Raw genomic sequence first — 14765 nt, forward strand, 5'->3', positions numbered from 1 at the left:
GCACCGAGCGCACATGGGACTGTGACTCTGCGCCGGGCCTGGTGCTTATTCGACCGGACGGCCGATCGCGGCGGCGAGCTCGCGCAGCAGACGGTCGGAGACCTGACCGGTGACCTGCATCTTGTGCTCGCGCTCGAACTTCTGGATCGCGGCCTGGGTCTCGCCGGTCATGCTGCCCGTGATCTTCAGATTGCCGTAGCCGTATTCCGACAGCGCGCGCTGCACGCCGGCAATGCGGCGTGCGGCCGGGCTTTGCGCCGGGATCGGCGCCGGCGGACGCAGGGCCGCGGGCGGCGTCGAGGTGGTCGCCTTGACCAGATTGGTCATCGGATCGTTCGAGCGCGTCGAGGCGGTCGCCTCGACCGGCTTCTCGGGCGGCTTCTCGGCGGCACGCTCGGCGGGTTTGGGCTCGACAGGCTTGGGCTCGACGCGGAACTCGGTCGCGCGCGGCTCGAGCGGCGAGGTATCGGCGCCGACGGGGCGCGGACGCGGCATGGGATTCGACAGCGGCACGGACGACGGCGCGGGAAGATTGATCACCGTGCCGAACATCGGCGCGGGGTGCCGGCCGGTCTGGAGGAACAGCGCATTGGCAACGATCGCAGCGATCGCGGCGACGGCGACGAGGCCGGCCAGCGTGTCCTTGGGGCTGTGCAGCAGCACGCGCATCACGAGGTTGCGCTCGGTCTCGACATCGATGACCGCAGCCTTGGCGCCACGGCGGCGCGGAGCGGCTTCGTCCTTGGCAGACTTCTTAGGCACTTTTCTTCACCAGAGCGGGTTGGTCCTGAGACTGGTCGTGAGCTTGGTCCTGAATATCCTGGCGCAGCGCCGGCGTCAGCGTCGCAATCTTGCGCTCGGCCGGCTTGGCTTGCGGCGGCATGTAGACGAGCGGCAGCTTGACGGTGACCGCCGTGCCCTCGCCCAACCTGCTTTGTACCGTCAATTCGCCGAGATGCAACGCCACGAGGCTCTTCACGATCGAAAGTCCAAGGCCGGTGCCCTCGTGACGGCGCTGATAGGTTGTGCCGGCCTGGAAGAACGGTGCGCCAATGCGCTTGAGATCGTCGGGCGCGATGCCGACGCCGGTGTCGCTGATGCGCAGCGTCAGCTGCGAACCGGACACGGCGGCCGATACGCAGACCTGACCGCCGCGCTCGGTGAACTTGATGGCGTTGGCGACGAGGTTGAGCACGATCTGCTTGAAGGCCCTGGGATCGCCGGTCATGACGGGCAGGTCCTGCGGCGCGTCGGTGATCAGGTCGATGCCGTTCTCTCGCGCCTTCAGCGCCAGCAGATTGCAGCAATGCAAGAGCGAAGCGCGCGGCGCGAACGGCTCGGACGCAATCTCGAAATTGCCTGATTCCATCTTCGACATGTCCAGGATGCCGTTGACGACCGAGAGCAGGTGCTGGCCGGAATCGTTGATCAGCTGGGCGTATTCCTTGCGCTGCGCAGCACCCAGCATCAAGGCCTGCTCCTGCGCGATCATCTCGGAGAAGCCGATGATGGCGTTGAGCGGCGTGCGCAGCTCGTGGCTCATGGTGGCGAGGAAGCGCGTCTTGGCGGCATCGGCCGCCTCGGCGGCGCTGCGCGCCTGGTCCAGCGCCTGCTCGAAAAGCTTGCGGTCGGTGACGTCGCGCATCACGGCAACGACTTCGGCTTCGCACGTGACGTCACGCGCGCTGTCCTGATCGAGCGGGCGGCAGCGCATCTCGACCCAGATGAAATCGACCTGACCGCGCTCGGCGGCGAGCTCGCGCCGCAGCCTGAACTCGACGCTGCGCACCTCGCCGCGCGCCGCGTCGGACAGTGCCGTGAGATAGGCCGGCCGATCAGCGACATGGACGCGGTCGAACAGGCCGTGACCGAGCAGTTGGGCCACCTGCATGCCGAGCATGGCTTCCACCGCCGGCGAGATGAATTGCACCGCACCGTTGCGCTGATGCCGCGAGATGACATCGCTCATGTTGCGCGCCAGCAGGCGGTAACGCTCCTCCTCGCGCGACAACAGCGCAACGCTGGTGCGCGCGAGCGATTCCGCGCCGAAGGCGAGACCGGCGGCATAAAGAGTGGCAGACGTGACGCCGAAAGCCATCAGCACGCCGCGCTCGGCGGCACTCGGCTCAACCACCGGCAACCAGCCGAGCTGGCTCACCAGGATCAGCATTCCGGCGCAGGACAGCGCGAGCAGCGAGGCGAACGCCGCGACGCGGCGCGAGGCCGACAGCGCAGCTTCGAGCGGAACCACGATCAGCCAGACCGCGGCGAACGATTCGATGCCGCCCGTCGTGATCGCGACGGCCATGATCAGGCCGGCGAGCGCCAGCGACGACAGCACGTGCGCGCCCTCGTAACGGCCGGTGCGCGACAGGAACCAGGACAACATGATCGGCGCGATCAGCCAGGCAAAGGCCGCGACCTCGATCGCGCTCGGCGCGCCGCGCATGGCGAGATAGACCGGAAATGCAGCGAAGGCGGCTAGGCTGCCGAGCAGCCGCGGTGCCATGAAGGCGCGATGGCGTGCGCGCATCAGCGCATCGTAGCGCGCGGAGGGATGCAGCAGTGCATCGAGACAATCGCGGATGATACTCAAAACTGTCACGGGTCTCGCGCTTCGGCTCAATCGTCTCTTGGAAGACGCGCCGGAACGCCTCCTTGTCGTTGAGCTACCGTGTCAGAGCGACCTTAAACGAGTGCTAAGGCGGCACAGCGTGGGGCCGGACACCGCGTTATCGCGGAGCTTTTTAGACGATTTGGCGACGTCTTCGCTGCGAATGGTGAACGCAGGGTTTCACCCTGCTCCGCATGGTTTCGAATTGGTGGATGCGGGGTGGCCGGCAGAAGCACGGGCGGTGGCGTCAATCGAAAATTTACCGGAACGTCGTTGCGGAAGAATTTTGCGTCAATTTTCTGCGAATTAAGCTCAAGGCAATCACTTGCGATTTATCGAGGATCGCTAGGTCCGACATCCGCGGGAGATCGCCGCGGGCGGAGTCTAACGGACAGGTCGATAAGATGCGCTTTCTGCTCCGCATCACATTCTGGCTCGGGCTGGTGCTGGTGCTCCTGCCGCGGGACAAGACGCCCGAATCGGACAAGCTGCCGCAGATCGGCGCCGCCGATGCGGTGCAGGCCGCGACCGCGGCCGTTTCCGACGTGACCCAGTTCTGTAAGCGCCAGCCGGCGGCCTGCGAGGTCGGCGGCCAGGCCGCGACCATCATCGGCCAGCGCGCCCAGGACGGCGCGAAGAAGCTCTATCAGATCATCAACGACAAGAAAGAGCAGATCACCAACGACAAGAACGACGGCGGCAGGAACGACGGCAAGACCGACAGCAAGAAGGCGCCCGACCATACCGGCTCGATCGCGCAGGCCGGCGAAGGCGATCTTGCAGCGAGCGAGGCGCCGCGCGATACCCTGACCCAGGATGACCTTGCGCTCGAATGGCGCGGACCGGGGCCGGCGAATTAGCGTCCAAGCCCTATCGATTTCAGGGCTTCGCGTCTCTATATTGGCGGTAAGCGGGAACTGCGGGCCGATATGACGACGATCGACGACATCAGGGACAATTTCGAGCTTCTGGACGAGTGGGACGACCGCTACCGGTACGTCATCGAGCTCGGCCGCACTCTGGAACCGATGCCGGAGGCGGAACACTCGGCCCAGAACAAGGTCCAGGGCTGCGTCAGCCAGGTCTGGCTGCAGAAGACGGTCGATCGCAGCAATGGCGAGCCGGTCCTGAAATATCGCGGCGACAGTGACGCCCATATCGTGCGCGGGCTGGTCGCGATCGTGCTCGCGCTGTATTCGGGCCGCACGCCGCGGGAGATCCTCGATACCGACGCGATCGCCGTGTTCAACGAGTTCGGCTTTCGCGATCATCTGACGCCGCAGCGCTCCAACGGCCTGCGCTCGATGGTCGAGCGCATCAAGACCGATGCGAGAGAGGCGCTCGCGGAAGCGACGTGAGCAACGCCCGCTCGAGTGAGGAGCGCACGTACCGAACCACACAGCAAACTGCCGTAGGGTGGGCAAAGCGGAGCGTGCCCACCATTTGCGTGTGATTGGTGAGAATTCGTCGGCACGGCGCAAGAGCGCCTTTGCCCACCCTACGGGATCTCGGGCCTGAACTACTTCCCCTTCTTCCGCTGCTGCTGCCCGAGGCCCATCTGCTTGGCCAGTTGCGAGCGCGCCACCGCATAGTTCGGGGCGACCATGGGATAGTCGGCCGGCAAGCCCCACTTCTCGCGGTACTGCTCCGGCGTCATGTTGTACTGCGTGCGCAGATGGCGCTTCAGCGACTTGAAGCGCTTGCCGTCTTCGAGGCACACGAGATAATCGGGCGCGATCGACTTCTTGAGCGAGACGGCGGGCTTGGCCGGCTCCAGCGGCGCGGTCTCGGTGCGGCCTGACGAGACCCGCACCAAGGCGCCATGCACCTGACTGATCAGGTTCGGAATCTCGGCCGCCGGCGTCGGATTGTTGCGGAGATAGGCCGACACGATGCTCGCGGTCAGCTCGATGAAATTCTTCGCCCCCGCATCCGACATGCGCCCCTCCCTTGTCCGCTTGTGGTTACGGGATTGACGCCACCGAAGTATTCCCTGTCAAGAATACATTCGGCTGGAACACGACAACTGACGACGATGCGCTGATTACTGGTGAAAGGCGCCGCTTTACTACAGCGGACCGCCTCAACCGCGCTGGTCGAGATGGGCGCGGAGCTCGTCGATCGAGGCAAAGCGCATCATGCCCTCCGGCATCTGCGCCTCGATGGAGCCATCGGAATAGAGCGAATAGGCCATGCCATCGACGACGCCGGACTTGAGCACCGTCACCGGCGGGGGCTCCACGGGCGGCGGCTCGGGTGGCGACGGTGGGGCGGTCTCTGCGGGGGGCGACGGCGAGCGCGGCGGCGGACGGCGCGGGGCGGCCTGCGGCTCCGACGCGCGCGTACGGTCCGGCTTCGGCCAGGCCACGTCAAAGCTCGCAGGCGGCGGAAGGTTGGGGGCCTCGCCCGCCTCCGCAGGCGGCGGCGCAACTTCACCGGATTTCGCCTCCGCGCGCTCGCGCTCCTTGCGTGAGGTCGAGGCGAACAGCAGGTTGCGCCGGCGCGACGCTTCCGGAGCCGGAGGCGGTGTCGGGGCTTCCGGCTCCTGCTGCGGTGCCTCGGCATGCGGCCGCTCGCGCGCGGCAGCTTCGCTCTGCCATGGCGGCGGACTTGCGGGCGGTGGCGGCGGCGCCGGCTCGGCTCTCACCGCCGCAGCGGGCACCGGCTCGGGCGCGACTACGCCAGGCACAGCGAGGCCCGGCAGCGCGGGCCTGACCCGAACCTCGGATGGCGCGACCGCACCGGCCAGCCGGCGTGCGATGCCCCTGAGCTCGAGCAGCACCAGATGCAGGCCGACCAGTAACATTCCGGAGCAGACGCCAATGGTGCCGGAGACTATGAGAGTCCCGCCGAGGCTGAATTCCCTGATCGTCATGCCGAAAATCACCGCGAGGAGACCCGCCAGCACGGCGCAAATCCCCACGATCAGCAATGCCAAATTCATCGAACTCACCCCCGGCCGCGCATCCACGCGCGAGAACCGCTACGCCACGATACCGTCATACGCTGTTCCACGCCAACGGCCAATTCTGGGCAGTGTTCCTAAAGGGAAGGAAATCAGGGACTTATTCACATTCCCTTCAGCCGAGGCTCGCTACTGCTAAAGCTGCTCGCAAAGTCATCTGAATGGGTGCCAACCGGAATTGCTGCGTCGCATCAGGAATTTAGCCATAATGCCCAATTACTTGGTAATGGAACTGCGCTATAGGGAGTCCGGGGTTGAGGCCCGCGCGCGCCAGCAGGGCCAAAAGGGGATTCCGGGGCACCGATAGCCATGACATCCATCACGACTTCGGCGATCGACACGCCTCAGCGGCGCTCGATCGAACGGACTTGCGACGATCTCGCCATGCTGGTGCTGGCCGCGGTCGCCGTCATTGCGGGCTTGACCTTCCGCGACTACGGGCTCGGCTGGGATGACTACACCCACGCCGAATATGCCGACCTGCTGCTGCGCATGTTCGGTTCCGGCTTCAAGGACACCGCAGCACTCTCCTTCGCCAATCTCTACATGTATGGCGGCGGCTTCGACATGGTCGCGGCCCTGCTGCACAAGGTCATTCCGCTCGAGCTGTTCGAGACCCGCCGTCTGGTCGGCGCCATCGTCGGCGTAATCGGGCTTGCCGTGACATGGCGGCTCGGCCGCCGCATCGGCGGACCCCTTGCCGGTCTGGCCTCCCTCCTCCTGCTTGCGCTCTGCCCGACCTTTTACGGCCACATGTTCATGAACCCGAAGGATGCACCCTTCGCGGTCGCCATGGTCGTCCTGATGCTCGGCCTCGTCCGGCTCGCCGAGGAATATCCGCAGCCATCGCCGCGCACGATCCTGATCGTCGGCTTGGGGGCCGGCCTTTCGCTCGGCTGCCGTGTTCTCGGCGGACTCGCGCTCGTCTACGCCGTGGTCGGCTTCGTGCCGCTGTTGCTGGAGGAATTGCGCACCGAAGGTCCGCGCGAATCCGTTCGCCGCTTCGTCCATGTCGTCTATGTGCTGCTGCCAGGCCTCGTGCTCGGCTACCTCGTGATGGGTCTGATCTGGCCGTGGTCGATCATGGAGCCAGGCAATCCCTTGGCGGCGCTGACCTACTTCTCGCATTTCTTCGAGAAGCCGTGGAAGGAGATGTTCGACGGTGCGATCGTGTCGGTGCCCGACATGCCCTGGTCGTATCTGCCGACGCTGTTCGCCCTGCAGCTGCCCGAGGTGATGCTGGTTCTGATGGGCGGTGCGATCGTCAGCACCTTCGCCATGCTGCCGCGGCGTGAGGTTCCGGCGCGCCGCAAGACCATCCTCCTGATGCTGACGCTGGCTGCGACCCTGCCGCTCGCGATCGCGATGGTGAAGCGCCCGGCGCTCTACAACGGCATCCGCCATTTCGTCTTCGTGATCCCGCCGATGGCGGTGCTCGGCGGCGTCGCCTTCGCCCGGACCATGGAGCGCCTGCGGGCCAATCACCGCACTTGGCAGCCGGTCGTGCTCGCCACCTTCTGCTTCGGCCTTGCGCTGTCGCTCGCCGAGATGATCCGGCTGCACCCCTATCAATACACGCACTTCAACCACATCGCCGGCACCGTGCGCGGCGCCGACGACCGCTTCATGCTGGACTATTGGGGTCTCGCCCTGAAGCAGGCCTCCGACGGATTGCGCGAGCAGCTCGTCGAGCGCCAGGAAGTGCCGCCCGGCAACCGCAAATGGAAGGTGGCGGTGTGTGGTCCGCAGCGCCCGGCCCAGGTGGCGCTCGGGCCCGACTTCACCATCGGCTGGGATTCCAACGCGGCCGATTTCGCCATGACGCTCGGCGAGTTCTACTGCAAGGGCCTCACCGCCCCGGTCATGGTCGAGATCAAGCGCGACGACGTGGTGTTCGCGCGCGTCTACGACATCCGCGGCCGCGGCATTTCCAGCCTGCTGTCGATCCCGGCGCCGTAGGATTTCTCCGTATCCGTAGCCCGGATGGAGCGAAGCGTAATCCGGGACCTGTGGCATCGTGCGAGCTGCCCCGCATTCCGCTTCGCTCCATGCGGGCTACGCGCTCCATGCGGGCCACGCTTGACAGCCACGCTCCTCGCGCCTTGCCGCAAGCCTCTCCCGCGACTACGCTCCCGTTCCGCAACAACGAGGTTCGGAGAGATCAGCCATGTCGCCAGCAGAAGCTCGCCTGAGGGAAGTCCCCTCCAACATGACGGAGGCGGAGTGGCAGCAACGGGTCAATCTCGCCGCCTGCTATCGCCTGGTCGCCCTCTACGGCTGGGACGATCTGGTCGACACCCACATCTCCGCGCGCGTGCCCGGTCCCGACCATCACTTCCTGATCAATCCCTACGGGCTGATGTTTGAGGAAATCACGGCCTCCAGCCTCGTCAAGGTCGACCTGCACGGCAATCAGCTCTCCGAGAGCGAGTACAGCATCAACCCTGCCGGCTTCACCATCCATTCGGCGATCCACGAGGTGCGCGAGGACGCGATCTGCGTGCTGCACCTCCACACTCTCGACGGAACCGCGGTGTCGAGCAGCGCGGAAGGCCTCTTGCCCCTGAACCAGACCGCCCAGCTCGTCACCCACGACCTCGCCTATCACGACTATGAAGGCATCGCGCTCGACCACGAGGAGCGGCCGCGGCTGCAGAAGGATCTCGGCGACCACAACCACATGCTCCTGCGCAATCACGGCACGCTGACGGTCGGCCGCTCGGTCGCCTCCGCGTTCGAGCGCATGTACCATCTCGAGCGCGCCTGCTCGATGCAGGTGCGCACGCGCGCGCTCGGCACGCCGGTCTATCCGGTCGAGGAGATCGCGATCGAGAAGAACACGGAGCTGCTCGCCAACCGCGACCGCGCCGAGCTGCGCGCAAACAACCTCGTGTGGCCGCCCTTGCTGCGCAAGCTCGACCGCGTCAATCCCGGCTACAGGTCTTGAGATTTTCACGAAATTGAGGTAGTGTTTGCGTCGAACTACCTCTGCACGTATCGGAATGAAACGCCGCCCAATTCCGGGCGGCGTTTTTATTTGAGTCGTCATTGCGAGCGCAGCGAAGCAATGACGGGGTGAGGTCTCGTAGGGTGGGCAAAGGCGCATCGCGCCGTGCCCACCATCTTGCGGCTTGCGCGCGAAGTAGTGGGCACGCTGCGCTTTGCCCGCCCTACGGCACCGTGCGTTATTTCACCTCCGCCAGCGCGGCGAGGATCCTTGCCCAGGAGCGGATGCCCTTCTGGAAGCTCTGCAGGTCGTATTTCTCGTTCGGCGAGTGGATGTTGTCGTCGTCAAGGCCAAACCCCACCAGCAGCGAGTCGAGGCCGAGCGTGCGCTTGAAGTCGGCGACGATCGGGATCGAGGCGCCCGAGCCCATCAGCACGGTCTCCTTGCCCCATTCCTCCGCGAGCGCCTTGCTGGCGGCGGCGAGCGGCTTCATGGTCCAGTCGAGCGCGACTGCGGGCGCGGCAGAATGGTCGCCGAACTCGACCTTGCAATCGCCGGGAATGCGCGCCGTCACGTAATCACGGAAGGCCTTGCGGATCTTTTGCGGGTCCTGGCCCTGAACCAGGCGGAACGAGACCTTGGCCGAAGCATGCGAGGGGATCACGGTCTTGGAGCCCTCGCCGATATAGCCGCCCCAGATGCCGTTGACGTCGCAGGTCGGGCGCGTCGAGGCCTGCTCGACCAGCAGCCTGCCCTTCTCGCCAGCCGGGAGCGACAGCCCGACCGGCTTGAGAAAGGTCTCGGGCGTGAAATCGAGCTTCTTCCACTGCTCCAGGATATCGGGCGGCGTGTCCTTCACGCCGTCATAGAAGCCGGGGATGGTGATGCGGTTGTCGTCGTCGAACAGGCCACCCAGGATCTTCGTGAGCAGGCGGATCGGGTTCATCGCGGTGCCGCCGAACACGCCGGAATGCAGATCGCGATTGGCGGCGGTGATCTTGAGCTCTTCATAGAGCAGGCCGCGCAGCGAGGTCGTGATCGCCGGCGTGTTGCGGTCCCACATGCTGGTGTCGCACACCAGCACGTAATCGGCCTTGAACTCGTCCTTGTTGGCCTCGATGAAGGGCACGAAGTTCTTCGAGCCGACCTCCTCCTCGCCTTCGATCAGGAAGGTGACGTCGACCGGCAGCGAGCCCGTCACCTTCTTCCAGGCGCGGCAGGCCTCGACGAACGTCATCACCTGCCCTTTATCGTCCTCGGCGCCGCGCGCGACGATGATCTTGCGGCCGTCGGCATGATCGGTGACGACGGGCTCGAACGGCGGACGATGCCAGAGATCGAGCGGGTCGACCGGCTGCACATCGTAATGGCCGTAGAACAGCACGTGCGGCCGCCCGCCCGCGCCGGTCTTGCCGACGACGGCGGGATGACCCGCGGTCGGCCTCACCTCGGTGGCGACACCGAGGCTGGCGATGTCCCTGGCGAGATGCTCGGCGGCAGCCTTGCAATCATCGGCGAAGGCGGGATCGGCCGAGATCGACTTGATCCGCAGCAACGAGAACAGGCGCTGCAGGCTGTTGTCGAAATCCTTGTCGATGTGGTCGAGCACGGATTGGAGCTGCGCGTTGGCCATGATTGCTATCCTGGTTGTTTGAGTCTCAAGAGGTCCCGGGTTTTAGCGCCGGTGCGGCCTCGGGGCCAGCCGCAAGCGGCGGATGCCGGATGTGCCAGGCGAGACACCCTGCGAGGATGGCGGTCGCAGCGAGGTTGTTGCCCCAAGCCTGGAAGGCGAGCGGAAACCACGGCAGCGACAGCAGCATGAGGATGGCCAGTTCGCCGTATTGTAGTCGAGGTCGATCACATGCATGGGACGCGGCGGCTTGTTGGGATCGTCCAGGACCTAGCAGACCGGCAGGGGCTTAGGGAGTCGCCTCACTAGGATGTGTGACGTTCGGCCCCTTGCAGATCGCGAATGGGGTCGATGCATGCTTGCCCGCCGGGCGCTCTGCCTAACGCCGTAGCAATCCGCCGAGCGCGCCGCGGACCAGCGTACGGCCGATCGAGCCGCCGAGCTGGCCGCCGAGCGACTTGCCGATATTGGCGGCCATCCCGCCGATCACCTGGTTGGTGACCGATCGCGTCACGTCGCGGGCAATGACCTGGCCGGTCGACAGACGACCTCGCTTGACGTTGGTGCCGAAGACGGTGCCGACGATCGAGCCGATCTGGCCAAGGATTCCGCCGCCTGCGCCGGCTCCACCATTTTGTGCGTCGGCAGGCGCAGCCGTGCCGGCTACGCGCTTCTGCAGCATCTCATTGGCGGACTCACGATCCACCGCGGTATCGTATTTGCCCCTCACCGGGCTCCTGCTCATGATCGCCTTGCGCTCCTCGGGCATGATCGGCCCGATCCGCGCCGTCGGCGGCCGGATCATCACCCGCTCCACCATCGAAGGCGTGCCGTTGCCCTCGAGGAAGGACACCAGCGCCTCGCCCTTGCCGAGCTCCGTGATCACCTTGGCGGTGTCGAGCTTCGGGTTGGGCCGGAAGGTCTGCGCCGCAGCGGCGACCGCCTTCTGGTCGCGCGGCGTGAAGGCGCGCAGCGCATGCTGCACGCGACCGCCCAATTGGGCCAACACCTTGTCCGGCACGTCGATCGGATTTTGGGTGACGAAATAGACGCCGACGCCCTTGGAACGGATCAGACGAACCACCTGCTCGATCTTGTCCATCAACGCCTTCGGCGCATCGTTGAACAGCAGATGCGCCTCGTCGAAAAAGAACACCAGTTTTGGCTTCGGCAGGTCGCCGGCTTCCGGCAATTCCTCAAACAACTCCGACAGCAACCACAACAGAAAGGTAGCGTAGAGCCTGGGGCTCTCCATCAGCTTGTCGGCAACCAGGATGTTGACGATGCCGCGACCGTCGCTATCGGTCTTCATGAAATCCTTCAGCTCCAGTGCAGGCTCACCGAAGAATTTCGTTCCGCCCTGGTTTTCCAGCACCAGCAGCTGGCGTTGAATGGTTCCAACCGTCGCCTTGCTCACATTGCCGAAGCTCTGCGCGGCCTTCCGGATCTCGGCTAACGGATCTTCCTCAGCATCCGGTCCCTTCTTGCCGCTGGCGGGCACGATCGCATCCAACAGCGATCGCAGATCCTTCATGTCCAACAATGGCAGGCCGTTCTCGTCCGCGACGCGGAATGCGACGTTGAGAACCCCTTCCTGCACCTCGTTCAGGTCGAGCATCCGCGCCAGCAATAGCGGCCCCATTTCGGTGACGGTGGCGCGGACCGGATGTCCCTGCTCGCCGAACACGTCCCAGAACACGGTCGAGAACTGGTCCGGCTGAAACTTGAGACCCATTTCGCCGGCGCGCTTGAGAATGAAGTCTTTGGCCTCGCCGACTTCCGAGATTCCGGAGAGGTCGCCCTTGATGTCGGCCGCGAAGACCGGAACACCGGCGCGCGCAAATCCTTCCGCCATCACTTGCAGCGACACCGTCTTGCCGGTTCCGGTTGCACCCGTGACGAGGCCGTGGCGATTGGCCAGCGCAAGCGTCAGCCAAGCCTGCTCGTCTCCCTTGCCGACGAAGATCTTGTCGTCGGTATCGCCGAGCTTGCTGTCCTGTGCGGTCATTATTCTCTCTGATCTCTCTGCCGAGTTTCGCGTCTCGAAACCCGAATGCACCAATTCCGTAGTTTAACGCATCTCGTGCGCCGATTAAATCGGTTCAGCGGCTCCTGCGCATGCGACATTGTCCGACCGGACGGACACGGTCAGCCCAAAGTAGCAACGAGGCGTTTCGCATAGCGGCAATTTTTCGCCGATTCGTTCTAGGCTCTTGCACGGCGGCAACACTTTTCGCGCGTTCGCGACGGCGCCTGCGTTCATCGCTTGTATTTCACGTCACACCGGCTCAAGATCATTTTCGAAAGCAATATTCCGGCATGCAAACCGGCTGAGGGGCGGGGTCTTATGGACGAGCTGATCGGACGGCTGGCGACAAACGCCAGCATAGATGGTGCTGTCGCTGAAAAGACCGTCGGCATTATCCTGGCCTTCCTTCGCAACGAGGGCCCTTCCGACAGTGTGCAGGCCCTGATCGACCAGATCCCCGGAGCGGAAGCTGCGATCGAAGCCTCCAAGAGCGGTGGCGGTCTGTCGCGGCTGATGGGCGGCGGCTTGATGGCCGTCGGCACCCGCCTGATGGGCCTGGGGCTCGGCATGTCCGAGATTCAAAACGTCACCCGTGAACTTTTCCGCTACGGGCGAGACAAAATCGGAGCGGATCAGATGGGCAAGATCATCGCGGGGACGCCGGGCCTCAGCCAGTTCGCCTGAGCGACGCTTTTCATATCGAGTATCATGACATATCCGATTTCCGAGATTGAGGGCCTGCCGGCCTTTGCCGCCAACAAGTTGAAGGCGCAAGGAATCCGCACCACCGACGCGCTGCTCGAGGCGGCGTCCACCGTGAAGGGCCGCAAGGCGCTTTCGGCCAAGACCGGCATCAGCGAGCAGCAATTGCTGGAATGGGCCAACGTCTCCGACTACATGCGCATCCCCGGCATGGGCAGGGCCAAGGTCGGGCTCGTCCGCGCCGCCGGCGTCACCACCGTGCGCGAGCTCGCCTATCGAAATCCGGCGAGGTTGGCGCAGAGCATGCGCGAGGCCAACGAGAAGAAGAAGCTGGTCCGCGTCCTGCCTTCCGAGAAGTCGGTCGGCGACATCATCGCCAAGGCCAAGAAGCTGCCGCCGAAGATTACGTACTAAGCTGCGGATCAAGCCGGAGAGGTGGGGTACCACTGCTCCCGCATCGTCATTGCGAGCGCAGCGAAGCAATCCAGAATCTTTCCGCGGTGACACTCTGGGTTGCTTCGCTGCGCTCGCAATGACGGCGTGTGGGCAAAAACATCGCATCCTTTCGGCCGTCTGTGCGCATCGGAATGGCCGCGAATCGCCCTCAATCCCGGCTTGACACCCCCTTCGCGACCGCGCAAAGCGGGCCGCATGAATGCCTCGCCCTCCCCTTCCGTCCCGCCGGCCGGCTCGGCCGGGATCGGCGCACTGCGGACGCTCGTGGGCGGGCCGCTTCCTGCGGTGATGGGCGTGCTCAACATCACCCCGGATTCCTTCTCCGACGGCGGCGAGTTCACCGCGCCGGCGCGGGCGCTGGAGCGGGCGCGGGCGATGATCGCCGCCGGCGTCGACATCATCGATATCGGCGCCGAATCCACCCGGCCCTACAAGGGCGCCCGGCCGGTCACGGCGGCGGAAGAGCTCGCGCGGCTGAAGCCGGTGCTATCGGACGTCGTGGCGCTCGGTGTGCCCGTCTCGATCGACAGCATGAAGGCGGAGGTGGTGGCCTTCGCGCTCGACCAGGGCGCGGCGATCGCCAACGACGTTTGGGGCCTGCAGCGCGACGCCGGCATGGCACCGCTGATCGCCGCCAGGGGCGTTCCGGTCATCGTCATGCACAACCGCGACAGCGTCGATCCCGCCATCGACATCGTCGCTGATATCAAGACATTCTTCCTGCGCTCGCTCGATATTGCCGCGAAGACAGGCATCGCGCGCGAAAAAATCGTGCTCGATCCCGGGATCGGCTTCGGCAAGACCGCCGAGCAGAGCATGACCGCGCTGGCGCGCTTGCGCGAGCTCGACATGTTCGGCCTGCCGATCCTGGTCGGCGCCTCTCGCAAACGCTTCATCGCCTCGGTGTCGCCGTCCGAGCCATCGGAGCGGCTCGCCGGCTCGATCGCGGCGCATCTGGTCGCCGCGCAGCGCGGCGCCAAGATCATCCGGACCCATGACGTCGCCGAAACCCTGCAGGCCCTGCGGGTGGCGCAGGCCATCGAGAGCAAGCAATGACCGACACGATCTTCGTCACCGGCCTGTCGATCCATGCCCGCCACGGCGTGATGGATCACGAAACCGAGGTCGGCCAGCGTTTCGTCATCGATCTCGAGCTCTATACCGACCTGTCCGAGCCTGCGCGCAGCGACCGGCTCGCGGACACGGTGTCCTACGCCGATGTCGTGACGACGACGACGGCGGCGTTCAAGAATACCAATTACAAGCTCCTGGAGCGCGCGGCCGGCGCGGTGGCCGATGCCATCCTGTCGCACTTTCCGCGCATCCGCGCCGTGAAGGTCACCGTGCACAAGCCGCACGCGCCGATCGCCGCGATCTTCGACGATGTCGGCATCGTGCTGACGCGCTCGCGGCATCCCTAGC

Annotated in this window: 14 protein-coding genes; 8 read left to right on the forward strand and 6 right to left on the reverse strand. The window is 65.1% G+C overall.

The features are described 5' to 3' along the window. Positions 1-45: 45 nt before the first annotated feature. On the reverse strand, positions 46-762 hold the full coding sequence (locus ABIA45_RS14585) for a peptidoglycan-binding domain-containing protein (protein WP_338122598.1): 717 nt from the start codon (positions 760-762) through the stop codon (positions 46-48). Then, complete coding sequence (locus ABIA45_RS14590; RefSeq protein WP_404652536.1) at positions 755-2605, reverse strand: sensor histidine kinase; 1851 nt, start codon at positions 2603-2605, stop codon at positions 755-757. The genes ABIA45_RS14585 and ABIA45_RS14590 overlap by 8 nt, the downstream gene beginning before the upstream one ends. A gap of 413 nt (positions 2606-3018) precedes the next feature. Here ABIA45_RS14590 and ABIA45_RS14595 point away from each other — a divergent pair, with 413 nt between their 5' ends. Together ABIA45_RS14595 and ABIA45_RS14600 are read left to right on the forward strand one after the other, a co-directional pair. Next, positions 3019-3474, forward strand: a complete 456-nt coding sequence (locus ABIA45_RS14595; protein ID WP_271545235.1) for a DUF5330 domain-containing protein — start codon at positions 3019-3021, stop codon at positions 3472-3474. Positions 3475-3543: 69 nt separating this feature from the next. Continuing rightward, positions 3544-3972, forward strand: a complete 429-nt coding sequence (locus ABIA45_RS14600) for a SufE family protein (RefSeq protein ID WP_157282431.1) — start codon at positions 3544-3546, stop codon at positions 3970-3972. A gap of 161 nt (positions 3973-4133) precedes the next feature. Here the strand turns inward: ABIA45_RS14600 and ABIA45_RS14605 are convergent, their stop codons facing one another. Next, positions 4134-4553, reverse strand: coding sequence for a MucR family transcriptional regulator (locus tag ABIA45_RS14605; RefSeq protein WP_157282430.1), 420 nt, complete (start codon positions 4551-4553; stop codon positions 4134-4136). 144 nt (positions 4554-4697) lie between these two features. Further along, positions 4698-5558 carry a DUF308 domain-containing protein gene (locus ABIA45_RS14610; RefSeq protein WP_404652539.1) on the reverse strand — a complete coding sequence of 287 codons (861 nt, stop codon included), beginning with the start codon at positions 5556-5558 and terminating at the stop codon, positions 4698-4700. Between the two features lie 330 nt (positions 5559-5888). On the opposite strand from ABIA45_RS14610, the gene ABIA45_RS14615 reads away from it, so the two are divergent. Together ABIA45_RS14615 and ABIA45_RS14620 are read left to right on the forward strand one after the other, a co-directional pair. Further along, complete coding sequence (locus ABIA45_RS14615) at positions 5889-7538, forward strand: glycosyltransferase family 39 protein (RefSeq protein ID WP_271545237.1); 1650 nt, start codon at positions 5889-5891, stop codon at positions 7536-7538. Positions 7539-7746: 208 nt separating this feature from the next. Then, entirely contained in the window at positions 7747-8526 is a 780-nt protein-coding gene (locus tag ABIA45_RS14620; RefSeq protein WP_036005973.1) for a class II aldolase/adducin family protein, read from the forward strand. 238 nt (positions 8527-8764) lie between these two features. On the opposite strand, the gene ABIA45_RS14625 is transcribed toward ABIA45_RS14620, so the two are convergent. Continuing rightward, positions 8765-10159 (reverse strand): M20/M25/M40 family metallo-hydrolase, encoded by a 1395-nt coding sequence (locus ABIA45_RS14625; RefSeq protein ID WP_157281489.1) that lies wholly within the window; start codon positions 10157-10159, stop codon positions 8765-8767. Positions 10160-10535: 376 nt separating this feature from the next. Then, on the reverse strand, positions 10536-12164 hold the full coding sequence (locus ABIA45_RS14630) for a helicase HerA-like domain-containing protein (protein ID WP_271545240.1): 1629 nt from the start codon (positions 12162-12164) through the stop codon (positions 10536-10538). Positions 12165-12503: 339 nt separating this feature from the next. Here ABIA45_RS14630 and ABIA45_RS14635 point away from each other — a divergent pair, with 339 nt between their 5' ends. The 4 genes from ABIA45_RS14635 (at position 12504) to folB (ending at position 14764) form a co-directional block, all read left to right on the forward strand. Next, positions 12504-12869: a DUF2267 domain-containing protein gene (locus ABIA45_RS14635; protein ID WP_404652541.1), complete on the forward strand. Its 366-nt coding sequence runs from the start codon at positions 12504-12506 to the stop codon at positions 12867-12869. Positions 12870-12893: 24 nt separating this feature from the next. Beyond that, entirely contained in the window at positions 12894-13301 is a 408-nt protein-coding gene (locus tag ABIA45_RS14640) for a DUF4332 domain-containing protein (protein WP_036005985.1), read from the forward strand. Positions 13302-13538: 237 nt separating this feature from the next. After that, on the forward strand, positions 13539-14399 hold the full coding sequence (gene folP / locus ABIA45_RS14645) for a dihydropteroate synthase (protein ID WP_271545241.1): 861 nt from the start codon (positions 13539-13541) through the stop codon (positions 14397-14399). Continuing rightward, positions 14396-14764, forward strand: coding sequence for a dihydroneopterin aldolase (gene folB, locus ABIA45_RS14650; protein ID WP_271545242.1), 369 nt, complete (start codon positions 14396-14398; stop codon positions 14762-14764). Before folP ends, folB begins: the two co-directional genes overlap by 4 nt. Position 14765 lies beyond the last annotated feature (1 nt).

Origin of the sequence: Bradyrhizobium sp. USDA 336 (assembly GCF_044908355.1) — a bacterium.
In the GTDB taxonomy this organism is placed as follows: Bacteria; Pseudomonadota; Alphaproteobacteria; order Rhizobiales; family Xanthobacteraceae; genus Bradyrhizobium; species Bradyrhizobium yuanmingense.

Bases quoted from the DNA above. Each gene is read 5' to 3' on its own strand.
- ABIA45_RS14595 (WP_271545235.1), top strand. From the start codon at position 3,019: ATGCGCTTTCTGCTCCGCATCACATTCTGGCTCGGGCTGGTGCTGGTG.
- ABIA45_RS14600 (WP_157282431.1), top strand. From the start codon at position 3,544: ATGACGACGATCGACGACATCAGGGACAATTTCGAGCTTCTGGACGAG.
- ABIA45_RS14605 (WP_157282430.1), bottom strand. From the start codon at position 4,553: ATGTCGGATGCGGGGGCGAAGAATTTCATCGAGCTGACCGCGAGCATC.
- ABIA45_RS14610 (WP_404652539.1), bottom strand. From the start codon at position 5,558: ATGAATTTGGCATTGCTGATCGTGGGGATTTGCGCCGTGCTGGCGGGT.
- ABIA45_RS14615 (WP_271545237.1), top strand. From the start codon at position 5,889: ATGACATCCATCACGACTTCGGCGATCGACACGCCTCAGCGGCGCTCG.
- ABIA45_RS14620 (WP_036005973.1), top strand. From the start codon at position 7,747: ATGTCGCCAGCAGAAGCTCGCCTGAGGGAAGTCCCCTCCAACATGACG.
- ABIA45_RS14625 (WP_157281489.1), bottom strand. From the start codon at position 10,159: ATGGCCAACGCGCAGCTCCAATCCGTGCTCGACCACATCGACAAGGAT.
- ABIA45_RS14630 (WP_271545240.1), bottom strand. From the start codon at position 12,164: ATGACCGCACAGGACAGCAAGCTCGGCGATACCGACGACAAGATCTTC.
- ABIA45_RS14635 (WP_404652541.1), top strand. From the start codon at position 12,504: ATGGACGAGCTGATCGGACGGCTGGCGACAAACGCCAGCATAGATGGT.
- ABIA45_RS14640 (WP_036005985.1), top strand. From the start codon at position 12,894: ATGACATATCCGATTTCCGAGATTGAGGGCCTGCCGGCCTTTGCCGCC.
- folP (WP_271545241.1), top strand. From the start codon at position 13,539: ATGAATGCCTCGCCCTCCCCTTCCGTCCCGCCGGCCGGCTCGGCCGGG.
- folB (WP_271545242.1), top strand. From the start codon at position 14,396: ATGACCGACACGATCTTCGTCACCGGCCTGTCGATCCATGCCCGCCAC.